15 protein-coding genes are annotated in these 24,491 nt (G+C 64.2%); 13 read left to right on the top strand and 2 right to left on the bottom strand.

Annotation, left to right across the window (positions count from 1 at the left end; genetic code table 11):
- Positions 1–2 precede the first annotated feature (2 nt).
- The 13 genes from JKL46_RS04820 (at position 3) to JKL46_RS04760 (ending at position 19,051) form a co-directional block, all read left to right on the top strand.
- Positions 3–674, top strand: coding sequence for a response regulator (locus JKL46_RS04820; protein WP_201830322.1), 672 nt, complete (start codon positions 3–5; stop codon positions 672–674).
- Positions 671–2,068, top strand: a complete 1,398-nt coding sequence (locus tag JKL46_RS04815; protein WP_201830321.1) for an ATP-binding protein — start codon at positions 671–673, stop codon at positions 2,066–2,068. Before JKL46_RS04820 ends, JKL46_RS04815 begins: the two co-directional genes overlap by 4 nt.
- Before the next feature lie 220 nt (positions 2,069–2,288).
- Complete coding sequence (gene ccmI / locus JKL46_RS04810; RefSeq protein WP_201830320.1) at positions 2,289–3,380, top strand: c-type cytochrome biogenesis protein CcmI; 1,092 nt, start codon at positions 2,289–2,291, stop codon at positions 3,378–3,380.
- The gene (ccmE, locus tag JKL46_RS04805; RefSeq protein ID WP_201830319.1) at positions 3,377–3,835 is read left to right on the top strand and encodes a cytochrome c maturation protein CcmE; all 459 of its coding nucleotides are present in this window, start codon (positions 3,377–3,379) and stop codon (positions 3,833–3,835) included. Before ccmI ends, ccmE begins: the two co-directional genes overlap by 4 nt.
- Positions 3,836–3,864: 29 nt before the next feature.
- On the top strand, positions 3,865–5,847 hold the full coding sequence (locus tag JKL46_RS04800) for a heme lyase CcmF/NrfE family subunit (protein WP_201830318.1): 1,983 nt from the start codon (positions 3,865–3,867) through the stop codon (positions 5,845–5,847).
- A gap of 3 nt (positions 5,848–5,850) precedes the next feature.
- Entirely contained in the window at positions 5,851–6,309 is a 459-nt protein-coding gene (locus JKL46_RS04795) for a cytochrome c-type biogenesis protein (RefSeq protein WP_201830317.1), read from the top strand.
- Positions 6,310–6,467: 158 nt separating this feature from the next.
- On the top strand, positions 6,468–6,896 hold the full coding sequence (locus tag JKL46_RS04790) for a hypothetical protein (protein ID WP_210381253.1): 429 nt from the start codon (positions 6,468–6,470) through the stop codon (positions 6,894–6,896).
- A 142-nt stretch (positions 6,897–7,038) separates the two neighbouring features.
- Positions 7,039–8,250: a S1C family serine protease gene (locus JKL46_RS04785; protein WP_201830315.1), complete on the top strand. Its 1,212-nt coding sequence runs from the start codon at positions 7,039–7,041 to the stop codon at positions 8,248–8,250.
- A 136-nt stretch (positions 8,251–8,386) separates the two neighbouring features.
- Entirely contained in the window at positions 8,387–9,085 is a 699-nt protein-coding gene (locus JKL46_RS04780; protein ID WP_201830311.1) for a winged helix-turn-helix domain-containing protein, read from the top strand.
- 166 nt (positions 9,086–9,251) lie between these two features.
- Entirely contained in the window at positions 9,252–10,676 is a 1,425-nt protein-coding gene (locus JKL46_RS04775) for an ATP-binding protein (RefSeq protein ID WP_201830307.1), read from the top strand.
- Between the two features lie 412 nt (positions 10,677–11,088).
- A complete protein-coding gene (locus tag JKL46_RS04770; protein ID WP_201830305.1) occupies positions 11,089–14,046 on the top strand; it encodes a bifunctional [glutamine synthetase] adenylyltransferase/[glutamine synthetase]-adenylyl-L-tyrosine phosphorylase in 2,958 nt (985 codons plus the stop codon).
- A gap of 210 nt (positions 14,047–14,256) precedes the next feature.
- On the top strand, positions 14,257–17,526 hold the full coding sequence (locus tag JKL46_RS04765; RefSeq protein ID WP_201830303.1) for a calcium-binding protein: 3,270 nt from the start codon (positions 14,257–14,259) through the stop codon (positions 17,524–17,526).
- A gap of 463 nt (positions 17,527–17,989) precedes the next feature.
- Positions 17,990–19,051 (top strand): calcium-binding protein, encoded by a 1,062-nt coding sequence (locus tag JKL46_RS04760; protein WP_201830302.1) that lies wholly within the window; start codon positions 17,990–17,992, stop codon positions 19,049–19,051.
- A gap of 91 nt (positions 19,052–19,142) precedes the next feature.
- On the opposite strand, the gene JKL46_RS04755 is transcribed toward JKL46_RS04760, so the two are convergent.
- Positions 19,143–21,416, bottom strand: coding sequence for a sensor histidine kinase (locus JKL46_RS04755; RefSeq protein ID WP_343074016.1), 2,274 nt, complete (start codon positions 21,414–21,416; stop codon positions 19,143–19,145).
- Between the two features lie 245 nt (positions 21,417–21,661).
- Complete coding sequence (pepN, locus tag JKL46_RS04750) at positions 21,662–24,313, bottom strand: aminopeptidase N (RefSeq protein ID WP_201830299.1); 2,652 nt, start codon at positions 24,311–24,313, stop codon at positions 21,662–21,664.
- Positions 24,314–24,491: the final 178 nt, after the last annotated feature.

Here is a 24,491-nt window from a genome sequence, read left to right as displayed (position 1 = left end):
CCGTGCGCCTACTCGTCGTCGAGGATGACAGAACCCTCAATAAGCAGATCGTGACGGCCCTCGAACAGGCCGGCTACGCGGTGGATACGGCCATGGACGGCGAGGAAGGGCAGTTCCTCGGCGAAACCGAGCCCTATGACGCCATCATCCTCGACCTGGGCCTGCCGAAGGTGGACGGCGTCTCCGTGCTGACCGCCTGGCGCCGCGAGGGACACAAGACGCCGGTCATCATCCTCACTGCGCGCGACCGCTGGAGCGACAAGGTCCAGGGCTTCGATGCGGGTGCGGACGATTACGTAACGAAGCCTTTCCACATGGAAGAGCTCCTCGCCCGCGTGCGCGCCCTTCTGCGCCGCTCGACGGGCCATGCCACGAGCGAGATCGCCTGCGGCCCGGTGAAGCTCGACACGCGCTCCGGCCGGGTCTCGGTGGACGGCAATCCCGTGAAGCTCACCTCGCACGAGTACCGGCTTCTGTCGTACCTCATGCACCATACCGGCCGCATCGTGTCGCGGGGTGAATTGACCGAGCATCTCTACGACCAGGATTTCGACCGGGATTCGAACACCATCGAGGTGTTCATCGGCCGCCTGCGCAAGAAGCTCGGCGTCGACATCATCCAGACCGTTCGGGGATTGGGGTATCTCCTCGACGCGGGTCAGACCAAGACGTGAGCGGCCTCGCCTCGTTCGTGCGCCGTTTCGCCAGCCGGCCCATCGCGGTCCGACTGGCTGTCTCCTCCGTCTTCTGGAGCTTCGTGATCCTGCTGATCGCGGGGCTCATCCTCTCGACGCTCTACCGCGACAACACGGAGCGCGCCTTCGATCAGCGCCTCCTCGTCTATGCCAACACGCTCGCGTCCAATCTCGTCGGTCCGGGCGACCCCGACCGCGATCTCGGCCCCATCGGCGATCCGCGATTCGAGCTGCCGCTGTCGGGATGGTACTGGCAGGTGGCGCGGCCCAATGCGGCGCTCGGCGAGATCCGATCCTCGAAGTCGCTGTTTGGCGGGCAGCTGCCGAATCTCTCCTCCGGCGACGACCGCTTCGGCCAGATCCGCCGCGGCTACGGCAAGGCGCCTGACGACCGCTCCCTGCGCATCATCGAGCGCGACATCGATCTCGGCGAGGACGGACGTTACATCATCCGCGTCGCCGGCCCCGCCGACGAGATCGACGTGGCCGTGAGAGATTTCATTTTCGCACTCACCGTCACCTTCGCGCTGCTTGGCATGGCGCTCGGCTTCACGACACTGTTGCAGATCCGTTTCGGCCTGCGTCCGCTCGCCAACCTGCGCAGCGCGCTCGGCGCCATCCGCCGCGGCGAGGCGGAGCGGATCGCCGGCGAATATCCGCGCGACATCTCGCCTCTCGCGAGCGAGCTGAACCTTCTGCTCGACACCAACCGCGAGATCCTGGAGCGCGCCCGCACGCAGGTGGGCAATCTCGCCCATGCCCTCAAGACGCCGCTCAGCATCATCATGAACGAGGCCGAGAACGCGCCGGAGGAGGTCGCCAACCGGGTCCGCGAGCAGGCGACCACCATGCGCGATCAGGTGAACTACTATCTCGACCGGGCGCGCGTCGCGGCGCTTGCGGGAACGCTCGGGACGCTCACCGAGGCGGAGCCCGTCATTGCAGGGCTCGCCCGCACCTTTGCCAAGATCTATCGCGACAAGGATCTCGCGGTCGAGCTCGCGATCCCGCCGGATCTGCGCTTCCGCGGCGAGAGGCAGGACCTCGAGGAGATGGCCGGCAATCTCATCGACAACGCCGCCAAATGGGCGGCCGGCAAGGTGGTGGTGGATGTCGAGATCGTCCGCGAGGACGAGCGCTCGCGCTTCCGCCTGCTCATCGACGATGACGGCCCGGGCCTGCCGGAAGAGGCGCGAAAGGAAGTGCTCAAGCGCGGCCGCCGCCTCGACGAGACGAAGCCCGGTTCGGGCTTGGGGCTCTCCATCGTCAGCGATCTCGCCGCGCTCTATCGCGGCTCCCTGCGGCTCGACGCCTCCCCCATGGGCGGCCTGCGGGCCATCCTCGAACTCCCCGGGGACAGGGGCGTGCCTTAAGTCCCGCTCATGATTCATTGAGATGTGCACAGGCCATTTCCCTCTCCGGCGCAAGTCGGGTGTTCCCGACTTGCGGTAGATCAAAGACAAGGCTCGGGCAGGCCCGAGGCTTGTGGGGGAGGAGGGTTGCGCGCGCATCATGAGCCGGCCTCTAAGGACATTTACGCGTGACACCGTGCCACCGTCGTGCTTCACGGTGGGACGCGATATTTAGGATTTTATGGTGATCTGGTTCATCCTCCTGGCAATGACGGCGGCAGCCGTGATGGCGGTGCTTTGGCCGCTGTCGCGCCATCGCGCCGTCGCGGCGCAGACGGATCCGGATACGCAGTTCTATCGGGAGCAGGTTGCCGAGATCGAGCGCGACCGCGAGCGCGGCGTGCTGATGCCGAGCGAGGCTGAGGCCGCCAAGGCCGAGGCCGGCCGGCGCCTCCTGCGGTCGACGGGCGGGCGCGGCGAAGGATTTGCCGCCGTCGGCGAACCCGCCCTGCGCCGCCGGCGCGCCGCCTCGACCCTTGTCCTGTCGATCATCCCCATTCTCGCGCTCGCCACCTACGAGATCTACGGCTCTCCGCAATTGCCGAGCCCGGCTGCGCCCGCGCAGCAGGCGGACAATATCGATCTCATGACGGCCGTGGCGCAGATCGAGACACATCTCGCGAAGAATCCGCAGGACGGGCGTGGCTGGGAAGTCATCGCCCCGGTTTATCTGCGCATGGGCCGGATCGACGATGCCGTGAAGGCCCTCGAGGCCGCGATCCGCTATCAGGAACCGGATGCGAACCGTTTCGCGAATTACGGCGAAGTGCTGGTGATGACCAAGGACGGGCTTGTCTCGGCAGAGGCCCAAGGGGCTTTCGAGCAGGCGGTCAAGCTCGATCCAGGCTCCCCGAAGGCGCGCTTCTATCTCGCCCGCGCCGCCGCCCAGGACGGGCAGGTCGAGAAGGCAAAGGCTGCCTATACGGAACTCCTGTCGGCATCTCCGGCCGACGCCCCTTGGGTCGACGCAGTGAAGCAGGAGCTCGTCGCGCTCGGTGCGCCGCCTGCGGAAGCCGGGCAGGGTGCGACGTCCGGGATCGGGCCGGAGGCGATCGCCGGCATGGTGGCCGGTCTCGCAAGCCGCCTTGAAGCCCAGGGAGGCAGCGCCGAGGAATGGGCGCGACTGATGCGCTCCTATGCGGTTCTCGGCCAGCGTGATAAAGCGGTCGCCGCAGCCCATCGCGCCAGGGCGGCCCTGGCGCAGGATGCTGCGGGATTGAAAACCATCGACACGATGGCGCAGGAACTGAAACTGACCGACGCGCAGCCATGACGAGAAAGCAACGCCGCCTGAGCCTGATCGGTGTCGCAGGATGTGTCCTGGCGGTCGCGCTTGGGCTCGTGCTCTACGCGATGAACGACACGATCGTGTTCTTCAACTCGCCGGCGGACATCCAGGCCAAGAACGTGCAGCCAGGCACCCGCATCCGCCTCGGCGGGCTTGTAAAGGAAGGCTCCGTGCAGCGCGGCTCCGACCAGCAGATCACCTTCGAGGTCATGGACGCGCAGGCCGCGATCCAGGTGAGCTACAAGGGCCTGCTGCCCGATCTCTTCCGCGAAGGGCAGGGGATCGTGGCCGAGGGCGTGCTCGAGAGCCCGCGCGTCTTCCGCGCCGATTCCGTCCTCGCCAAGCATGACGAGAACTACATGCCCCGCGAGGTGGCGGATACGTTGAAGAAGCAGGGTCACTGGATGGGCGAGGCCAACGCCGCGCCCAAGACGCAGTAAAGAAACGCAGGCAGCAAGGGAGAGCCCTCGTGTTGGTCGAGGCCGGACATTTCGCACTCGCGCTTGCACTGGGCCTGTCGCTGATCCAGTTCATCGTGCCGCTCTGGGGGGCGCGCGCAAACGACCCGGTGCTGATGGCCGTTGCGCCGGCAGGCGCGCTCGCCGTGCTCGCCTGCATCGCCTTCTCGTTCGTGGCGCTGACTTTCGCCTATCTCAATTCCGACTTCTCGGTTCTCAACGTCGTCCAGAACTCGCATTCGGCGAAACCGCTGATCTACAAGATCTCCGGCGTCTGGGGGAACCATGAGGGTTCCATGCTGCTGTGGGTGCTGATCCTCGCCCTGTTCGGCGGCGTGGTGGCGCTGGCCCGCGACAGCGTTCCGATGCGGCTGCAGGCGAACACGCTCGCCGTACAGGCCGCCATCACCATCGCCTTCCTGCTTTTCATCCTCACCACGTCCAATCCTTTCACGCGCGTCCTCCCGGCGCCGATGGAGGGGCAGGATCTCAATCCGCTGCTGCAGGATCCCGGCCTCGCGATCCATCCGCCGCTTCTCTATATCGGCTATGTCGGTTTCTCGATCTCCTTCGCCTTCGCCTGCGCGGCCCTGATCGACGGGCGCATCGATGCGGTCTGGGCGCGGATCGTGCGCCCGTGGACGCTCGGCGCCTGGGCCTTCCTGACCCTCGGAATCGCCATGGGCTCCTACTGGGCCTATTACGAACTCGGCTGGGGCGGCTGGTGGTTCTGGGATCCGGTCGAGAACGCCTCGCTCATGCCGTGGCTTGCCGGCACCGCGCTCGTGCACTCGACCGTTGTGATGGAGAAGCGCGATGCGCTGAAGGTCTGGACGATCCTTCTCGCCATTCTCACTTTCTCGCTCTCGCTGCTGGGCACTTTCCTCGTGCGCTCGGGCGTGCTCACCTCGGTGCATTCCTTCGCGGTGGACCCTGAGCGCGGCACCTTCATCCTCGGCATCCTCATCCTGTTCATCGGCGGCTCGCTCACGCTGTTTGCCTGGCGCGCGCCGATGCTCAAGCAGGGCGGCCTGTTCGCGCCGGTCTCGCGCGAGGGCGCGCTCGTTCTGAACAATCTCTTCCTCGCCACCGCCTGCGCCACCGTGTTCATCGGCACGCTCTATCCGCTGGCGCTCGAGGTTCTGACGGGCGAGAAGATCTCCGTCGGCGCGCCGTTCTTCAACTTCACCTTCCTGCCGCTGATCGTTCCGCTCCTGCTGCTGCTGCCGCTCGGGCAGACGCTCGCCTGGAAGCGCGGCAACTTCCTCGGTACGGCGCAGCGTCTCTACGCCGTGTTCGGAGTGGCGATCCTGGCGAGTCTGGCGATGCTGGCGTTCCAGCATGGCGGGCCGGTGGCGGCGCCGCTCGGCATCGGCCTCGGAATCTATCTCGTTCTCGGATCCCTCAACGAGATCGTCACGCGCTCGTGGTCCAGGGGCACGCCTCTCTCCGTCGCGTGGCGCAAGGCGCGAGGGCTGCCGCGCTCGACCTGGGGAGCCGCCATTGCGCATGCGGGCGTCGGTCTCACGGTCATCGGCATCGCCGCCACCGCATGGGGCGTGGAAACCATCGGCAGCGTGCGACCCGGCGAACGCTTGAGCGCCGGCGACTACGAGGTTCGGCTCGAGCGGGTCATCCCGCGCGTCGAGGCCAATTACCGGGACGATGTCGCGATCCTGACGGTCTTCGGCTCCGGCCGCGAACTCGGCACCATCGAGACCATGAAGCGGCTCTACGTGACCCGCGGCATGCCGACGACGGAGGCGGGTATCATGACCGTCGGCCTCGGCCAGGTCTATGCCAGCATCGGCGAGGTGCAGGCGGATGGTTCGATCGGCATGCGGCTCTACTACAAGCCTCTCGTTCTGCTGATCTGGATCGGCTCCCTCGTGATGGCGGCGGGCGGCGGGCTTTCCCTGACCGACCGGCGGCTGCGCATCGCTGCGCCGGCGCGCGCGAAGGCCGTGCCGCCGTCAGCGGTGCCGGCGGAGTAGACGATGCGCTTCGTGCTCGCTCTCGTCGCCGCGCTCGTGCTCGGTGGCTCCGCCTTCGCCGTTCAGCCCGACGAGGTGCTGAAGGACCAGACGCTCGAGAAGCGCGCCCGCGAGATCTCGGCGGGCCTGCGCTGCCTCGTATGCCAGAACCAGTCCATCGACGATTCCGATGCGCAGCTCGCCAAGGACCTGCGGATCCTGGTGCGAGAGCGCCTTGTCGCCGGCGACACGGATGAGCAGGTTCATACCTTCCTCGTTCAGCGCTACGGCGAGTTCGTGCTGCTCAAGCCCACCTTCGGCGCGCATACGCTGCTGCTCTGGCTGACGCCCGCTCTCGTCCTGATCCTCGGCGGCATCGGCGCCTATGCCGCCCTGCGACGCCGCCCGCAGAACGCTACCGCGGTGCTCGATGCGGACGAGGAGAAGAAGCTGGCGGAATTGCTCAAGCGCGATCAGGTTTGATTTCGACGGCTGCAGGAAAAAACTGCATTCATAGGCTCGGATTCCTCGCGATTAACCGTCACATTGTCTTTGTGGGGACATGCCATTTTGTCGCGGTGCCAAGCTTAAGCGCGACTGATATCGGCCTTCCATCTCTCCTGAATTTCCCCCCGAAAGGCATGGTCGTGAAAGCTGCGGCCTCTGCATTCTGCCTGCTTCTCCTCACGCTTCCTGTCGCCGCGCAAACGGGCGAAAACCTCGTCGCCAAGCGCGAGGCCTGCCGTGCGGAGGCACGATCACGCATCGTCCCGAAGCGAAAGGTCGAGGTCGACGGCTACCGGCGCATCGTCGAACGGCGTGCGGCTTATGTGAGCCAATGTCTCGAACGCTCCGTCGTGGCGCATAACGCGCATCCAGCGCCGCCGAAGCGGGTGCTCGACGATGCGACGGATGCAACGCGCGCAACGGCTGCTCTCTCTCCCGTCAAGGACCCGCGCCGCGTTGCCGGTGCTGCGACGAGAAAGCCGAAGGCCGCGTCGCCGAAGGTCGTCAAGGCGAAAACCGCCAAGGGCAAAAAGACCCGGATCTCCTCGCGCCGGAGCAGATAAGGCAGGCGCAGCCGGCAGCCTTGAAACCTTACAAACAATTCATCTTCGGGTGAGGGTACCGTAAGGCGCCAAGTCCCATCTTGCTCTCATGACGAACCGGCGACGGTTCTTCCCAAGGTTCTTCAGGAGAGAGAGACAAACCATGTCGGACAACGTTTCCACTTCCCCCCGCAAGCGCACCGCCAAATGGCTCGGCGCCGCGGCCGTGGCCGCCCTGATCGCGGGCGGCGCCGTCGAGAGCGGTCTGGTTGCGCCCAGCCCCGCCCATGCCGAGCTGCGCTCCATCTCGCAGCCGGTGCAGAACGTTCCCTCCTTCGCCGACGTGATCGACCAGGTGAAGCCTGCGGTCGTCGCCGTGAAGGTCAAGGTGCAGAACGTCGCCGACCGCGACGATGACGAGGACGGCCAGCAGTTCTCGATGCCCGATCTGCCCCCGGGCCACCCGATGGAGCGCTTCTTCCGCCAGTTCCGCGACCAGATGCCCGGCCGCGGCGACCGCGGCCCGCGCCAGGAGCGTCCGCGTCAGTTCGGCCAGGCTCTCGGCTCCGGCTTCTTCGTCTCGGACGACGGCTATGTGGTGACCAACAACCACGTGGTCGACAACGCCTCCGAGGTGCAGATCACCATGGACGACGGCAAGACCCTCGACGCGAAGGTCATCGGCACCGACGCGAAGACCGATCTCGCCCTGCTGAAGGTCGAGGGCAAGGACTTTCCCTACGTTCGCCTCGCCAGCCAGAAGGCCCGGATCGGCGACTGGGTGATGGCGATCGGCAATCCCTTCGGTCTCGGCGGCACGGTCACTGCCGGCATCGTCTCGGCCCAGCACCGCGACATCGGCAGCGGTCCGTATGATGACTACATCCAGATCGACGCTTCGGTGAACAAGGGCAACTCGGGCGGCCCGACCTTCAACCTCTCCGGTGAGGTCGTGGGCGTGAACACCGCGATCTTCTCGCCGTCGGGCGGCAATGTGGGTATTGCGTTTGCCATCCCGGCGAGCACGGTCGAGAGCGTTGTGGCTTCCCTGAAGGATAAGGGCACGGTGACCCGCGGTTACATCGGCGTGCAGATGCAGCCCGTGACCAAGGAGATCGCCGAGGCCATCGGCCTGAAGGAGCCGAAGGGCGTGCTCGTCGCGGAAGCCATGAAGGACAGCCCCGCCGCCAAGGCCGGTGTCCGGACGGGCGACACGATCATCGCCGCCGACGGCCAGCCGATCAAGGAGGCCAAGGACCTTTCCCGCAAGGTCGCCAACATCGCTCCGGGCAAGTCCGTGTCGCTCACCCTGTGGCGCGAGGGCAAGGAGCGGACCGTGACCCTCGAGGTCGGGAGCCAGCCGAAGGGCGCATAAACCCTTCCGATAACTGCATAGACGCCAGGCTTTCCTGTTGATTGCCCCCAACTCCTGGTGTCTTCTGCCCACGGCGGTTCGGCCTCTCCCCTCCAGGGCCGGATCGCCGGCGGGCTTTTTTCATGTGTGCAGGCTCATGCGGATTCTCATCATCGAGGACGACCGGGAGGCAGCCTCCTACCTCGTCAAGGCGTTTCGCGAAGCGGGCTACGTGGCGGACCACGCCGCCGACGGCCTCGATGGCTACGCCATGGCCGAGGCCGGCGACTACGACGTGCTCGTGGTCGACCGCATGCTGCCGAAGCTCGATGGCCTCTCTCTGATCCGTTCCTTACGCGAGCAGAAGGTCGAGACGCCCGTGCTCATCCTCTCCGCCCTCGGCCAGGTCGACGACCGGGTGAAGGGCCTGCGCGCGGGCGGTGACGATTATCTCCCCAAGCCATACGCCTTCTCCGAGCTTCTCGCCCGCGTCGAGGTTCTCTCGCGCCGCCGCGCCGCCGCGCCGAATTCCGAGCCCACGCTCTACCGCATCGCCGATCTTGAACTCGACCGCCTGTCGCACCGGGTCACTCGCTCCGGCCACGAGATCGTGCTGCAGCCGCGCGAGTTCCGTCTGCTCGAATATCTCATGAAGAACGCCAACCAGGTGGTGACCCGCACCATGCTGCTGGAGCATGTGTGGGACTATCATTTCGACCCTCAGACCAACGTGATCGACGTCCATGTTTCGCGGCTGCGCGCCAAGATCGACAAGGGCTTCGACAAGCCGCTCATCCACACCATCCGCGGCGCCGGCTACATGGTGCGCGTGGGCGCCGAGGGGGACGAGGAGTGAAATTGCCGTTACTCCTCTGCTTCGGCCCATACCTCTCCTTGAGGGAGAGGTCGACGCGCGTCAGCGCGGCGGGTGAGGGGTTACAGGTCTATCCGGAAAGCGCTCTCCCCCTCACCCTCGCTGCGCTCGACCTCTCCCCGCCGGGGAGAGGTGACGGAGGCGGATCGTGACCGCGCTCGGCAAGCTCTTCCGCACGACTGCCTTCAAGCTGTCCTTCGCCTATCTGCTGATCTTCACCATCTTCGCCTTCGTCGGGCTCGGCTACGTCGCCTGGAATGCCCAGCGGCTTCTGACCGATCAGTTCATTTCCACCATCGAGACCGAGATCAACAGCCTGTCCGAGCAATACCGGTTCGGCGGATTGCGGCGCCTCGTGAACATCGTCGAGCGACGCTCCCGCGCGCCGGGCGCCATGCTCTATCTCGTCACCACCGAAGCAGGAGAGCGGGTTGCCGGCAATATCGGCGCGCTGCCTCCCGGCGTCATCGGCCAGACCGGCCAGTTCGAGACGCTCTACAACCGCACCGACGAGACCGAGACGCGGCCCGACGTCGCCATCGTGCGCGTCTATCTTCTCCCCGGCGGCTTCAGGCTTCTCGTCGGACGCGACATCGAGGAGCGCCGGCGCCTGCAGGAGGTGATCTACCGCGCCTTCGGCTATTCGCTGCTCTTCATCGTCGTGCTCGGCTGCGTCGGCGGCTGGTTCATCACGCGACGCGTGCTGAAGCGCGTCGACGACATGACCGAGATCACCCGCCACATCATGACGGGCGACCTTGGGGGACGGCTCAAGATCGCAGGGACCGGCGACGAGCTCGACCGCCTCGCGCAGAACCTCAACGACATGCTCGACCGCATCGGCGAATTGATGCGCGGCATGCAGGAGGTGTCCGACAACATCGCCCACGATCTCAAGACGCCCCTGACGCGCCTGCGCAACAAGGCCGACGAGGCCCTGCGCACGGCGAGCACGCCCGACGAGCTCAAATCCGCGCTCGAAGCCACCATCGAGGAAAGCGACAACCTCATCCGCATCTTCAACGCGCTGCTCATGATCGCGCGGCTGGAGGCCGGCAACGCGCGCGAAGGCTTGTCCGATTTCGACGTGGCCGAGGCGGTGCGCGACGTCGCCGAACTCTACGATGCGCTCGCCGAAGACGCCGGCGTGTCGCTCGAGATCTCCGTCGAGGACGGCCTGCCGATCCACGGCAGCCGAGAGCTTCTGGGGCAGGCCATGGCGAACCTGCTCGACAACGCGCTGAAATACGGCGCGTCCGCCGAGACCCCCGCCAAGACGGTAAGCGTTTCGGCCCATCGGACCGACGGAGAGGTGCAGATCGTCGTGGCGGATCGCGGGCCGGGTATTCCCGAGGGCGAGCGGTCGCGGGTGCTGGAGCGCTTCGTTCGCCTGGAAATGGCGCGCTCCCGGCCCGGATTCGGTCTGGGCCTGAGCCTCGCCGCCGCCGTTGCAAGGCTTCATGGCGGCACGCTTCGGCTGGAGGACAACGGGCCAGGATTGCGCGTCGTCCTCGCCCTGCCTCTGAAGGCCATGGAACTGCCGCAGTCCCCGGCGCTGCAATCGGCAGCTTGAGCCCCATGATCAGATTCTGGCGCTAAGGGTCACAGCCGCGTCCACCTCTCCCCGGATCTCGGATCTTTCCGAGATCCGTGTTGGCAAGCCCAAGTCGGGAACACCCGACTTGGGCTGGGGAGAGGTCGAGCGCAGCGAGGGTGAGGGGGCACAGTTCCATCCGGGGAGGGCGCAACCCCTCACCCGCGCCTCCGGCGCGACCTCTCCCACAAGGAGAGGTGAACCCGCGCCATCCACTCACAGGCCATTGCTCCACCCCCACCCACAATCCCTCCCCGCAAGGGGGAGGGAAATCGCGCTCTACCCGCCATCCACCAATCTCTCAAGACGCGACCGCGGTGGCATTTTTCGGTTGCCTCCGGCGTCGCGGCGTGAACACTCGGGACCGTCGCAGGAAGACCGAGAGACGCCCGTGCCGGATTCGAAGACCTCCCTCCTCAGCCGCCTGACCAAGGCGCCGCTCGTGGCCGATCAGAAGCGCGCGAAGGCGCAGCTGAAGGATTTCATAGACCGCGTCCGCGACGAGCCGGAGGCCGCGGCCCTCCTGGAGCCTATTGACGACGGCAAGTTCCGCGATCTTCTCCTCGGCCTTTCCGATCATTCGCCCTTTCTCTGGCAGCTCATCGTCAACGATCCTGCCCGCATGGCGAGACTTGCGTTCACGGCACCGGAGGAGGCGCATCGCGCCATCGTCGAGAACCAGGCCGATCTCTTCCGCGAGCTGCGCTCCGGCGCGATGACGCGCAACGAGGCCGTGCGAGCCTTTCGGCAGAACCGCAACGCCCATGCGCTGCTTGTGGCTCTTGCCGATATCGGCGGCCTCTGGAGCACGGAACAGGTCACGCAGGCGCTCTCCGATTTCGCCGACGCCTCCGTTGCCGGCGGCGTCAATCTCGTCCTCACCGAGATGGCCGATCTCGGCCGGGTCAATCTGCAGGATCCGGATAAGCCGGGCGACGGTTCCGGTTTCACCGTGCTCGCGCTCGGCAAGCACGGGGCAGGGGAACTCAACTACTCGAGCGATATCGACCTCGTCATTTTCTTCGATCCGGAAACCAAGGTGCTGCGCGATCCATCCGAGGCGGCGACGATCTATACGCGCCTTGCGCAGCAGCTCGCCAAGCTCCTGCAGGAGCGCACCGCCGACGGCTATGTGCATCGCGTCGATTACCGCCTGCGTCCCGATCCCGGCTCGACGCCGACCGCCGTCTCGCTCGCCTCCGCTTACGTCTATTACGAGACCGTCGGCCAGAACTGGGAACGCGCGGCGCTCATCAAGGCACGCCCCGTCGCCGGCGATCTCAAGCTCGGCGAGACCTTCCTGAACGAGCTGCGCCCCTTCATCTGGCGCAAATATTTCGACTTCGCCTCCATCGCCGACGTGCATGCCATGAAGCGGCAGATCCATGCCGTGCGCGGACACGATCAGATCGCTGTCGCCGGACACGACATCAAGCTCGGACGCGGCGGCATCCGCGAGATCGAGTTCTTCGTGCAGACGCAGCAGCTCGTCTTCGGTGGCCGCCGTCCCGCCCTGCGCGGACGGCGTACGCTCGACATGCTGAAGGCCCTTCATGACGAAGGCTGGATCACGGCGAAGGCGCGCGACGAACTCTCCGAGGCGTATCGCTTTCTGCGTACCATCGAGCACCGCCTGCAGATGGTGGCGGACGAGCAGACGCAGCGCCTTCCGGCCGACGACGAGCAGCTGAAGCGCTTCGCCAAATTCTGCGGCTATCCGACGGTGAAAGCTTTCGCTAAGGCACTCACCGATCAGGCGAAGATCGTGCAGGGTCACTACGCGCTGCTCTTCGAGGAAGGGCCTGAGCTCGCCACCGACGTCGGAAGCCTCGTCTTCACCGGCACCACGGATGATCCCGAGACGCTCGCAACGCTCCAGCGCCTCGGCTTCCACGAGCCCGAGCGCGTGGCGGAGACCGTGCGTGGCTGGCATTTCGGCCGCCGCCCCGCGATCCAGAGCGCGCGGGCCCGCGAGGTGCTCACCGAGCTCACGCCGGCGCTGCTCTCGGCACTCGGCGGCACCGCCGATCCGGATGGCGCTCTTGCGGCGCTCGACCGCGCCTTCGGCCGCATGCCGGCCGCGGTCGAACTGCTCACCATCCTGCAATCGCATGACCGCCTGCGGCTTCTCTTCGCCGATCTATTGGGCACCGCGCCGCGCCTCGCCGATACGGTGGCGCAATCGCCGCACGTGCTCGATGCGCTCATCGATCCCGCGTTCGGAACCCCCACCACCGATGATGAAACCATCGAGAGTCAGGTACGGCAGCTCATCGGCCCGCCGCGCGACTTCGAGGATTTTTTGGACCGCGTTCGCGATGCGGCGCGCCAGATGCGCTTCGTCACCGGCGCGCGGCTGCTCTCCGCTGTGCTCTCGCCGGCGCAGGCCGGCGAAGCCTATGCCGCCATCGCACGCGCGGTCATCCGCACATCATTCGAGGAGGTTCGCCGCGCCTTCGAGGCCGAACACGGCGCTGTGCCGGGCGCGAAGATCGCGATCCTCGGACTCGGCCGCCTCGGCAGCCGCGAGCTGACCGCAGGCTCCGATCTTGACCTCGTGGTGATCTACGATTTCGACGAGAACGCGCGCGAGAGCAATGGACCGAAGAAGCTCGACGCGGTGGTCTATTACACGCGTCTCACCCAGCGGCTCGTCTCGGCGCTCACGGTGCCGACGCGCCGCGGCCTGCTCTACGAGGTCGATCTGCGTCTGCGCCCGCAGGGCGGCAAGGGTCCGGTCGCTTCGCAGTTCCAGGGCTTCCTCAACTACCAGAAGAACGAGGCCGAACTCTGGGAGCACATGGCGCTCACCCGCGCGCGTGTGCTTGCGGGCGACGAGGCATTCGGTGCAGAAGTTTCCCACGCGATCAAGGACATCCTCACCGCCAAACGCGATCGGAAAAAAGTGTTCAAGGACGTGCGCGCCATGCGCGAGCTGATCGCGCAGGAGAAGGGCGATGACGACCCTTGGGACATGAAGCTCGCACGCGGCGGCCTCACCGATCTCGACTTTTTGGCGCAAGGGCTGGTGCTGGCTCATGCCCACCGGCATCGGACGCTCGCAGGCCTCTCGACGGAAGCCACCTTCGCGGAAGCGCAAGTCGCGGGCCTGCTCTCTGCTGATGACGCAAGGACACTCATCGACGCGCACCGCCTCTTCAACGACATCTTCCAATGGCAGCGCCTGACCATCGAAGGCAAGTTCGATGCAGCGACCGTCCTGCCCGTGATCCTCAAGCGACTCGCGACGGTGGCGGGACTGCCGAGCGCGAAGGTGCTGCTGGAGCATCTCGGGGAGATGTATCGCAAGGTCAGCGCCATTTTGATGCAACGGGATCGTACAGTTTAAGCCTGACGCCCACATCCGCATGCCGCTCCGGCAATAATAATCGTGAGTTGCGATTCCTATGGGAACGTAAAACTTTTCGTATGCTTATGAGGCGCTTAGGTATTAAAAAATCCTAAAGACCTCTCTGTCGCGAGAGTTATCGGTCCCCGGAAAATTTGCTTCGAATGCCCCAAACGTCGGTCGTAAGACGACCAGATTGGGGGCAGTGACATGGCAATGGAATCGCTGAAGGCCTGGCTTGATTGGTGGGAATCCAAAGGCAAAGCCATTTCCTTTTGCTACATCGGCAACGGTGGCACCGTCGTGACCCCTGGAACGGCCAGCCAGGTCGGCACGTCCGTGACCGTTGGCGGTTCCGCCTCAGGGAATATCCCAGGCAATACGTCGCCAAATCCGAATGGTGGGGGGGCGGGCGATGGGCAGGATCCGCTTCCCGTCACTGCGAGGGTCGTATCCAGCGTTACGACTACCGAAACCTATGGCAATAGCAGCGCTCTCAACATCATTACGACCACGACGACTTATAGCAATGGAGCGAAAACAGTAGCGGTGAAATCGCCGGATGGCTGGACATGTCACACCATATTTCCGGACAAGAGTGAGCAATATGTCCTATACGATGTCGACTCAAGGGAGACAACAACAGAGCTGAAGGATCAGCATTCAAGGGCGACCTTTGTGAATGATGACCGGGGCAGGCTCATCAGCGCAGACATCCGGCGAACCGATGGAACATCGGACCGTCTTTTTCGTGATGAAGACGACGGACATTGGATTCAAATCACCCGCGGATTGGATTCGATAAGGACCGTTGATTTTCATTATGAGGGGAGAAACGTCGAAACCCGCTATGATAATGATTCAAAAGACCTAGAAAGATATAATCAGAATGGAGATCTAGTATACAGAAGTCATTATGACGCCAGTGACAGGAGTTTTCACTCGGTCGAGCACTTGGAACATGGTTCTACGGTCGACATTCGGCGTACATCAACAACAACGGATAATTGGTTTAGTTCAGGATCCGTTACCGAAGTCGAAGAAATCAGGACGGTGACCCACCCTGTAGGCGGGGTCACAACACACAGATCCAGCACCCGGATTGAATCGGATCTTAGCGGCCGGACCAATCCTCCGCCTAGCGGAGCCGAACGGGCGGTTGATTGGCTGAATGATACGATCAAGGATACATGGGAGCAGTTCACGAACGACAAGGGCGGCGATGCTCCCAAGATGGGCGTGACCGAGGTCACGATCGGAGATGAGCAGCATCGGTTGGCGATGACAGTCGGCACTGCATCTAACGATGTCATCTACGCGGCGGGCCTCGTTTCCGGCGGCAGTGGAGCCGATTCCCTCAAAGGTCAGGCCGACAACGACATTCTTCTCGGCGGGTCCGACCACGACACTCTGATCGGCGGCGCGGGAGCGGATCATCTCGATGGTGGTACCGGCTTTGATCTTGTCAGCTATGAGCATTCCACCCGTGGCTTGAAGGTAAGCCTGCTGGACCCGTCACAGAATACGGGCGAGGCACAGGGTGATGATTACAAGGCGGTGGAGGGCATCGTCGGCTCGCTCTATGCGGACCACCTGATGGGGAATGCCGGAAATAACACCCTGATCGGGCTGCTCGGTGACGACGTGCTGATGGGCTTCAATGGCGACGACGTGCTGCGCGGCAGCCTTGGAGCCGACGTTCTCGACGGCGGATCAGGTTTTGATCAAGTCACCTATGCCGACGCGATGGGCAGCGTGACTGTCAACCTGGCGGATGCTTCGCAGAATACGGGTGAGGCGTTCGGCGATCGCTACACGTTGATCGAGGGCGTGATCGGTTCGACGTTTGCAGACATAATTATTGGCAACGGCTTGAGCAATAAGCTTGAAGGCAATGACGGCGCGGATGTGCTCGACGGCGGCGACGGTGAAAATACTCTGTTGGGTGGTTCGGGCAATGATCGGCTCTACAGTGGAGCGTATGCCGATGTGCTGAACGGTGGCGCTGACTTTGATACGGTCACCTATTCCAATCGCCTGACCGGGGTGCAAGTCTATCTTTGGGACACGTCGAAGAACCTCGGCGCGGCGAAGGGTGACGTGTACGTCAACATCGAGGTGATCGACGGCACGCGGTTTGACGACGTGCTGGAAGGCGACAGCGACGCCAATATCTTCTGGGGTGACAACGGTAGTGATCGCATGAACGGCGGTGCCGGTGCCGACACCCTTTCCGGCGGTGATGGCGACGACAAGCTCGAGGGCGGCTCAGGTGCCGACCGGCTCGACGGCGGTAACGGCCGCGACACGGCGAGCTATTACGGCGCGGTTGTGGGCGTCGGCGTCTATCTGTACAACACTGCGCTCAACACCGGCGATGCGGCCGGCGATTCCTATGCCGGCATCGAGGTGATCGACGGCTCGACCTTCAACGACAAGCTCGAAGGCAATGCTGTCGCCAATATCTTCTGGGGCGATGCTGGCCACGATGCGCTGAAGGGCTTCGGCGGTGCGGATAGCCTCTCGGGCGGCGATGGTGAGGATCAGCTTTCCGGCGGCGAGGGGGCGGATCTGCTCGACGGCGGGGCAGGTTACGACTTCGCGGTCTATGCCGATGCGGCCTCCGGCGTGCTGGTCGATCTGCTCAACACGGTCCGCAACACCGGCGAGGCCTATGGCGACGTCTATGTCTCGATCGAAGGCCTGATCGGCTCCTCTCATGCCGACCAGTTCTATGGCACGGGCGGCTCGGACGATTTCCATGGCGGCGGCGGCGACGACCGGCTCGAAGGCCGCGGCGGGGCCGACCAGCTTGTCGGCGGCGAGGGCCGCGACCATGCTGTCTATTGGGGCGCGTCCTCGGGCGTGGTGGCAAGTCTTGCGGCGGGCTACGGCACGGCGGGCGATGCGGCGGGCGACCGGTTCTACGGCATCGAGGGCCTGGAGGGCTCGCAGCATGCCGACACGCTCACCGGCGATGGCGGCGCCAACACGCTCTATGGCCTGGGCGGCAACGATCTGCTTTTGGGCGAGGGCGATGCCTGGACCTATGGCAACGACTACATCGAGGGCGGCGACGGCGCCGACACGATCTCCGGCGGCGGCGGCCATGACTGGCTGCTCGGGAATGCCGGGCGGGACGTGTTCCGCTTCGACACGCGGTTGAACACGGCGGGTGTGGACACGCTGGCCGACTTCAGCGCGGCGGAGGACAGGATCGCACTGGAGACGAGCGTGTTCGGCTTTGCGCGGGTGACGTATGACGCCTGGGGCAGCCCGGTGAACGGCACGCTGTCGGCGAGCGTGTTCAAGGTGGGCACATCGGCGAGCACGTCGACGCAGCGGATCATCTACGACCAGGCGAGCGGCGCGCTCTCCTTCGATGTGGACGGCGTCGGCGGTCAGGCGCAGGTGCAGTTCGCCAAGGTGGCGGCCGGCACGGCGCTCACCGCTAGCCACTTCCAGCTCTTCACGCTCTGACGCGACGGACATCCGAGTACAATGTTGAAAGCCGGCGTCTAAAGCGCCGGCTTTTGAGTTGTTGCCTGCTGTCCGCAAGATCGGAAGAGGCCTTCGGGGGCGCAGCTTCTATTCGATAATTCAGGACGATGTCGGCTGCCGCCCAAGAGCTCGTGCCCGGATCGTCCCTCGTCACGACTTGGCAAATTCACCGTGCAACATCGACACTCCGCATTCCGATACGAAATCGATGACGTTGCGGCTGCATCGGACCGATCAACTCAGAGTCACATGGCATCATCAAAACTCAACAACGACTAGAAAAGTGCCATGCTTTTCATAGCGTTAGCTCCCTCGATAGAGAGTATGCAGGTTGCCGCACTTGTGGCCACATCGCGCAGGAGATGAATCCGGTGCTTGACGGTCGAGGCATGTGATCGCCTGCGATCCTCAGCGCTCGGCCGAGGATCGATAGGAGAGTGCAATGGCGAACCACGAACAAGGCACCGAATATCCGGATGCCGGTGGGACCGACACCAATCAGTACAAGGCCTTCAATAAGGTCTATGGAACAGCCTTATTCGAGTTTCTTCTCGGAACCGACGGCCTGGATTACATCTTCGGCGGGGGCGGTGACGACAAGCTCTATGGCGGCGCAGGTGGCGATGTCCTCAACGGCGGATCGGGTCGAGACACCGTGACCTATTGGGGAGCCTCCACGGGCGTCCAGGTCTATCTGAGCCATCCGGCCGACAATACCGGCGATGCGAAAGGCGACGTGTTCATCGACATCGAAGTCATCGACGGCTCGGCCCATGCCGACATCATCGAGGGCGATGCGCTTGCAAACACTTTCTGGGGCGACAGCGGCGACGATCTGTTGAGCGGCCTTTTTGGGAACGATACCCTCGCCGGCGGTGCAGGAAACGATAAGCTCGTCGGCGGCGAGGGCAGGGATCATCTGAACGGCGGCGACGGCTTCGACACCGTAAGTTACTGGGATTCCACGAGCGCGGTTCAGGTCTATCTCAACGGATTCAAGGCCTATGCCGGCGGCGCTTTCGGCGACACCCTCGTCGAGATCGAGGCTCTCGACGGCAGTCGCTTCAGCGACACTCTCGTCGGCGATGCGGGAGCCAATGCCTTCTGGGGTGATGCCGGCGATGATACCATCGCTGGAGGCTTGGGCGCCGATACTCTCTCAGGCAGCGACGGGCGTGACAGGTTCGTTTTCGATACGAGACTCGGCAGCGGCAATATCGACATCATCACCGATTTTTCGGGGGCGGACGACTATATCGTTCTTTCACGATCGATCTTCGGAAATATACCGACGAGCTGGGATAAGGGGCTTGGGGATGTGATGCTTTCGGAGGCCTTCGCCTATGATCGCGTCAGCAATGCCTCGCATCGCATCGTCTACGAGTGGGCGACCGGAAAGTTGCTCTACGATCCGGACGGTACGGGTCAGGCAGCCGCGGTCCATTTCGCGACGATCACTTCGACCTATGCGCCGAACGCGCACGACTTCCTGATCATCTCTTGATTTAGCTTTCCCCAAAAAGAGGAAGACTGATCTCGCATACAAAGGCCGGCGGTTTCGCCGGCCTTTTTCATGTGCGGCTGTGAGCGTTTCGTTACGCCGCCGCGCTCGCGAGCGCGATATCCGCATTCGTGGCTTCGGTGAGCGGCAGGTGGACGAGCACGATGGTGCCGATGCCTTCCTGGCTCTTGATGCGGAGTGAGCCGCCGTGCAGCTCGGTGAGCGAGCGGGCGATGGCGAGGCCGAGGCCCGAACCCTTGTAGCTCTTCGAGAACTCGGTCTCCACCTGCTCGAAGGGCTGGCCGAGCTTGTGCAGGGCATGATCGGGAATGCCGATGCCGTTGTCCTCGACGTAGATGTTGACCGCGTTGCCGGCCTGGCGCGTGCGCACCGTGATGCAGCCGCCTTCGCTCGTGAACTTCGTGGCGTTCTGGAGCAGGTTGACGAGGATCTGATGCAGGGCGCGCTCGTCTGCCGGCACCACGATGTCCTCGGGGTTCACGTCGACGGTGACGGAGAGGTTCTTCGCCTTCGTCTGCTCGCCCACCAGCTTGAGGGCGCGCTGGATCGAGGCATGCACTTCCATCGGCTGCTTGGTGAGCGATGTGCGGCCGGCTTCGATGCGCGACATGTCGAGAATGTCGTTGATCACCGACAGGAGATATTCGCCGCTCGAGCGGATGTCGGAGCAATATTCCTCGTACTTGTCGGAGCCCAGCGAGCCGAAGATGCCACTCTGCATCACTTCGGCAAAGCCGATGATGGCGTTGAGCGGCGTGCGCAGCTCATGGCTCATATTGGCGAGGAATTCGGATTTGGCACGGTTGGCGCTCTCGGCCTGCGCCTTCTGGTCGAGGTAACGCTCTGCGAGATCGGCAAGCTGGTGCGTCTGCGCCTCGAGCTTCTGGCGCGACTGCTTGAGATCGAGAACGGTGGCGATGAGCTCCTTCTCGGATTCGACGAGGCGGTGCTCGTGGCGCTTGAGTGCGGTGATGTCCGTGCCGACCGACACGTAGCCGCCGTCCTTGGTGCGGCGCTCGTTGATCTGCAGCCAGCGGCCATCCTGCAGGCGGGCCTCGAAGGTGCGCGCGCCGACATCCTGCTGCTCGCGGCGAAGGAATTGGTGCTGCACCTCCGGCGGACGGCCGAGGGCCATCACTTCAGAATAGGATTTGCCCTGCAGCTGGGTATCGGCGGGAAGCTCATGCAGCTTCTGGAATTTCGAGTTGCACAGCACGAGGTTGTTGTTGGCGTCCCAGAGCACGAAGGCCTCGGAGATCGCCTCGATGGCGTCGTGCAGGCGCGCATCGGCCTTGGCCGTCTTCTCTTCGAGACCACGCTGCTCGGTGACGTCCACCGCGATGCCGACCAGATGGCTTGCCGCATCATCCGGATCGTTCATCAGCTCGGCGCGGGCGCGCAGCCACACCCAATCGCCCGTGATGCTGCGGATGCGGAATTCGTAATCGACGAGGGAGGTGCTGGCGGAGGCGAGCTGCTCGGCAAGCGTGAAGAGATCCTGATCCTCGGGATGGATCATGGTGTTCACTTCGCCGAAGGAGAGAAACTCGTCCTGACGTTCGTAGCCTAGAAGTTCGTACATGGAATCGGACCAGTAGATCCGCCCGCGGCCGATATCCCAATCCCACAGGCCGCAGCGTCCGCGATTGAGCGCGGAATCGATGCGGTCGCGCACCTTCTCGCAAACCTCGTCGGCGGCGCGGGCGCGGTTTGCCTGCATCACATAGGCGATGCCGATGCCGAGCAGCACGACGATGGTCGCGCCGAGCAGCGAGACATGGCCGATGGTGCGCGTCCACCAGCCCGACAGGATGTGCGGCATCGGCTGAACGAGCGCGATCTGGCCGGAGGAGGCATGAAGCGCACGGACGGTCGCCATGCCTTCGCCGCCGCCGGGAAGCTTGATCGTCATCACGCCGGCGCGGTCGGCGAACAGCATCAGGGGCTGGGCCTCGCCCAGAATATCGGCGAGCTTCGCCGGCGCATTCTCCGCCGGCGGATAGACGGCCAGAACGGCTCCGGCCTCGCTGACCAGCATCAGGCTGCGCCGCTGCGTCAGAGCGCTCGGCGGCATGTCCTTGGCAAGCCGCTCAAGCAGGAAGGCAGCCTGCGCACGGTCGGAAGGAGCGGGAACCGGGCCGAGTTTCGCCGCCGAGAGGGAGGCGATGATGTCGATGTCATTGATGGCGTCGAAGAGCGTGTCCTTGCGCCCGTCGCGGATCTGCACCCACGCGCTGCCGGCCAGGGTGATGAGGAAGAGGATGAGGAGAGCCGGAACGGCCAGCCGCAGCAGGGGCTCATATTGCTCGAGCCGCCGATAAGTCGGGTTCGCGTCCGAACGCGTCACCCCTAGAATCGTACCCGCGCGTGCGGGTACGCATGCGGTCACCGCCCCCGCCATGCGATGCTTCCTCCGGAACCATTTACGTCCTGCATCGGAGGACGTGCCGCATCTCTCCGAATCACTAACAATAGAATCTTGAGCGGGTGATTTGTCTAGTTAGTAGAACCCGAAGGTTAATAAAAAATTTCCCATCCGGCATTCCCTTGGGGAAATCTAGGATAGGTGGATAACCTCTTCAAATCAGGAGGTTATTTCGACTGGCCGGTTTCGAGGGAACGGCTCACGATGTCGCCTACATCGCGGGAAAGGTTGGGCTTTTGCGCGATGGATTGCAGGGCCTGTTCGGCATGCGCGCGACGGGTCGCGTTCATCATGCGCCACGTGCTGAAAGCGGTCAGAAGCCGCGCGGCGAGCTGGGGATTGAGCTCGTCCGCACGCAGCACGATGGAGGCGAGGAACCTGTAGCCTGCACCATCGGCGCGGTTGAACTGGACCTGGTTCAGCATGGCGAAGCTGCCGATCAGCGCGCGCACGCGGTTGGGATTGGCGATCGAGAAGGCGGGATGCTCCATGAGCGCCTTCACCCGTTCGAGCGTGCCGTCCTCCGGGATCGCGGCCTGCAGGGTGAACCACTTGTCGAGCACGAGAGGCTCGTTGCGATAGCGGTCGCCGAAGGCGGCGATGGCCGCTTCGCGCGACGCGCCGGGCAGGGTGGTGAGAACGCTCAGCGAAGCCAGGCGATCGGTCATGTTGCCGGCGGCTTCGAGCTGCGCCGTGGCAAGGGCCGCGCCGGTATCCGGATCAGCCGCTGCGATAAGATCGAGGCAGGCATTGCGCAGGGCCCGGCGCCCGGCGCTCGCGGCGTCCGGGCTGTAGCCGCCGGATGCGGCCAGCGATTCATAGAAGCGGAGCAGGTGCTTCATCGTGGCCTGCCCGATGCGGCGGCGCATCTCGGTTCGCGCGCAGTGGATCGCATCGGGATCCACGTCCTGCCCGATCTCCTGCGCGATGTCCGCCTCGCTGGGCAGCGTCACCACGAGGGCAGCGAAGGCGGGATCGTCGAGGGCGTCCCGGTCCATGAAGGAGCAGAGTGCCGAGGAGAAAGCGGCAACCTCGGCATCCACGACCGGCTTCCCGGCGGCATGCGCCGCCAGCAGGCGCATCGCGACCGTCTGCGCCGCCTGCCAGCGGTTGAACGCATCCGTGTCGTGCCGCAGCAGAACGAGCAATTCCTCGCTCGGCAGATCGAGCGAGACCTTCACCGGGGCGGAGAAGCCGCGGAACAGGGAGGGCACGGGCAGGGACGCCACGCCGGTAAACGTGATGCTGTCGGCCGCCTTGTCGAAAAGGAAGACACCGCGCGGGTCGACCCGGTCGCAGGATCCAGCGATGGGTGAGCCGTCTCGCGAGACCAGGGCCAGCAGGACGGGGATCGCCATGGGCTCCTTCTTGATCTGGCCCGGCGTCGGGGGGGTGCTCTGCGCGAAATCGAGGCGGTATGTCTGCGCGTCCGGGTCGTAGTGGCCCGTCACCTTCACCCGCGGCGTACCCGATTGCTCGTACCAGCGGGCAAAGTGAGACAGGTCGCGGCCCGTCACATCGGCGAAGGCGCCGAGAAAATCCTCGACCGTGGCGGCGGTGCCGTCGCAGCGCTCGAAGTAAAGGTCCATGCCGCGCCGGAAATCCTCGTCGCCGATGATCGTCTTGAGCATCCGGACGATCTCCGCGCCCTTCTCGTAGACGGTGGCGGTGTAGAAGTTGTTGATCTCGCGATACTGCGTCGGGCGCACCGGGTGGGACAGGGGACTCGAGTCTTCCAGGAACTGCCGCGCGCGCAGGGTCTTGACCTCGGCGATGCGGTGCACCGGGCGGGAGCGCTCGTCGGACGAGAATTCCTGGTCGCGGAAAACCGTCAGGCCCTCCTTGAGGCAGAGTTGGAACCAGTCGCGGCAGGTGACGCGGTTGCCGGACCAGTTGTGGAAATACTCGTGGGCGATGATCGCCTCGATATGGGCATAGTCCATGTCGGTCGCGGTCTCGGGGCTGGCCAGGACGTATTTGTCGTTGAAGATGTTGAGGCCCTTGTTCTCCATCGCGCCCATGTTGAAGTCGGACACGGCGACGATGTTGAACACGTCGAGATCGTATTCGCAGCCGAAGACCTCCTCGTCCCAGCGCATGGAGCGCTCGAGTGCATCGAGCGCATAATCCGCGCGATCCTCCTTGCCCGGCTCCACATAGATGGCAAGCTCGACCTGGCGGCCGCTCGCGGTGGTGAAGGCCTTGGCCACGCGGCCGAGGCGGCCGCCTACGAGGGCAAACAGGTAGGAGGGCTTGGGGTGCGGGTCGTGCCAGACGGCATAGTGACGGTCCGAGCCCTCGATGGTGCCGCTCTCGACCAGGTTGCCGTTGCCGAGAAGGACCGGAGCCTCGCTGCGATCGGCCTCGATGCGGGTGGTGTAGACGCTCATCACGTCCGGACGGTCGAGAAAATAGGTGATGCGGCGGAAGCCTTCGGCCTCGCATTGCGTACAGTAATTCCCGCTCGACCGGTAGAGGCCCATCAGCTTGGTGTTGGCGGTCGGGTTGAGCTCGGTTTCGATGGTCAGGCTGAAGGGCTGGCGCGGCGCCTGGGGAATCGTCAGCGAATGCGGGGAGGCTTCGAACTCGTCCGGGGGCAACGGATTTCCGTTGAGTGCAACGGATTTGAAGTTCAGCTCGTCGCCATCCAGAACGAGAGGCGCGTCCGAGCGCCCTTCCGGGTTGGGCTTCATGAAGAGCGTCGCTGTAACACGGGTGCCGGTCGGATGCAGTTTGACGTCGAGCTCGACGCGATCGATCAGAAAGTCGCTCGGCCGGTAATCCTCAAGGCGGACAAGCGGAGTTGTGTCGGTGCGCATCGGAGATCCGTTTGAAACTTAGTTGCGTTCGAGCCTGCGGCCTGGAAGGGACCGCCCATCTGAATGCGGTTGTAAACGTTAACAGTCATTCCATCTTGGCCAAATCCAAGGCTTTTTCCCTGCAACAAAAAGGTACCCCTTGATCTCTGCGGGAAATACGCCAACACCTAGGCCCAGC

Origin of the sequence: Microvirga zambiensis WSM3693 (genome assembly GCF_016735695.1) — a bacterium.
In the GTDB taxonomy this organism is placed as follows: domain Bacteria; phylum Pseudomonadota; class Alphaproteobacteria; order Rhizobiales; family Beijerinckiaceae; genus Microvirga; species Microvirga zambiensis.
The sequence above is the reverse complement of the archived record's forward strand: the minus strand, read 5'-3'. Positions and strand labels throughout refer to the sequence as shown.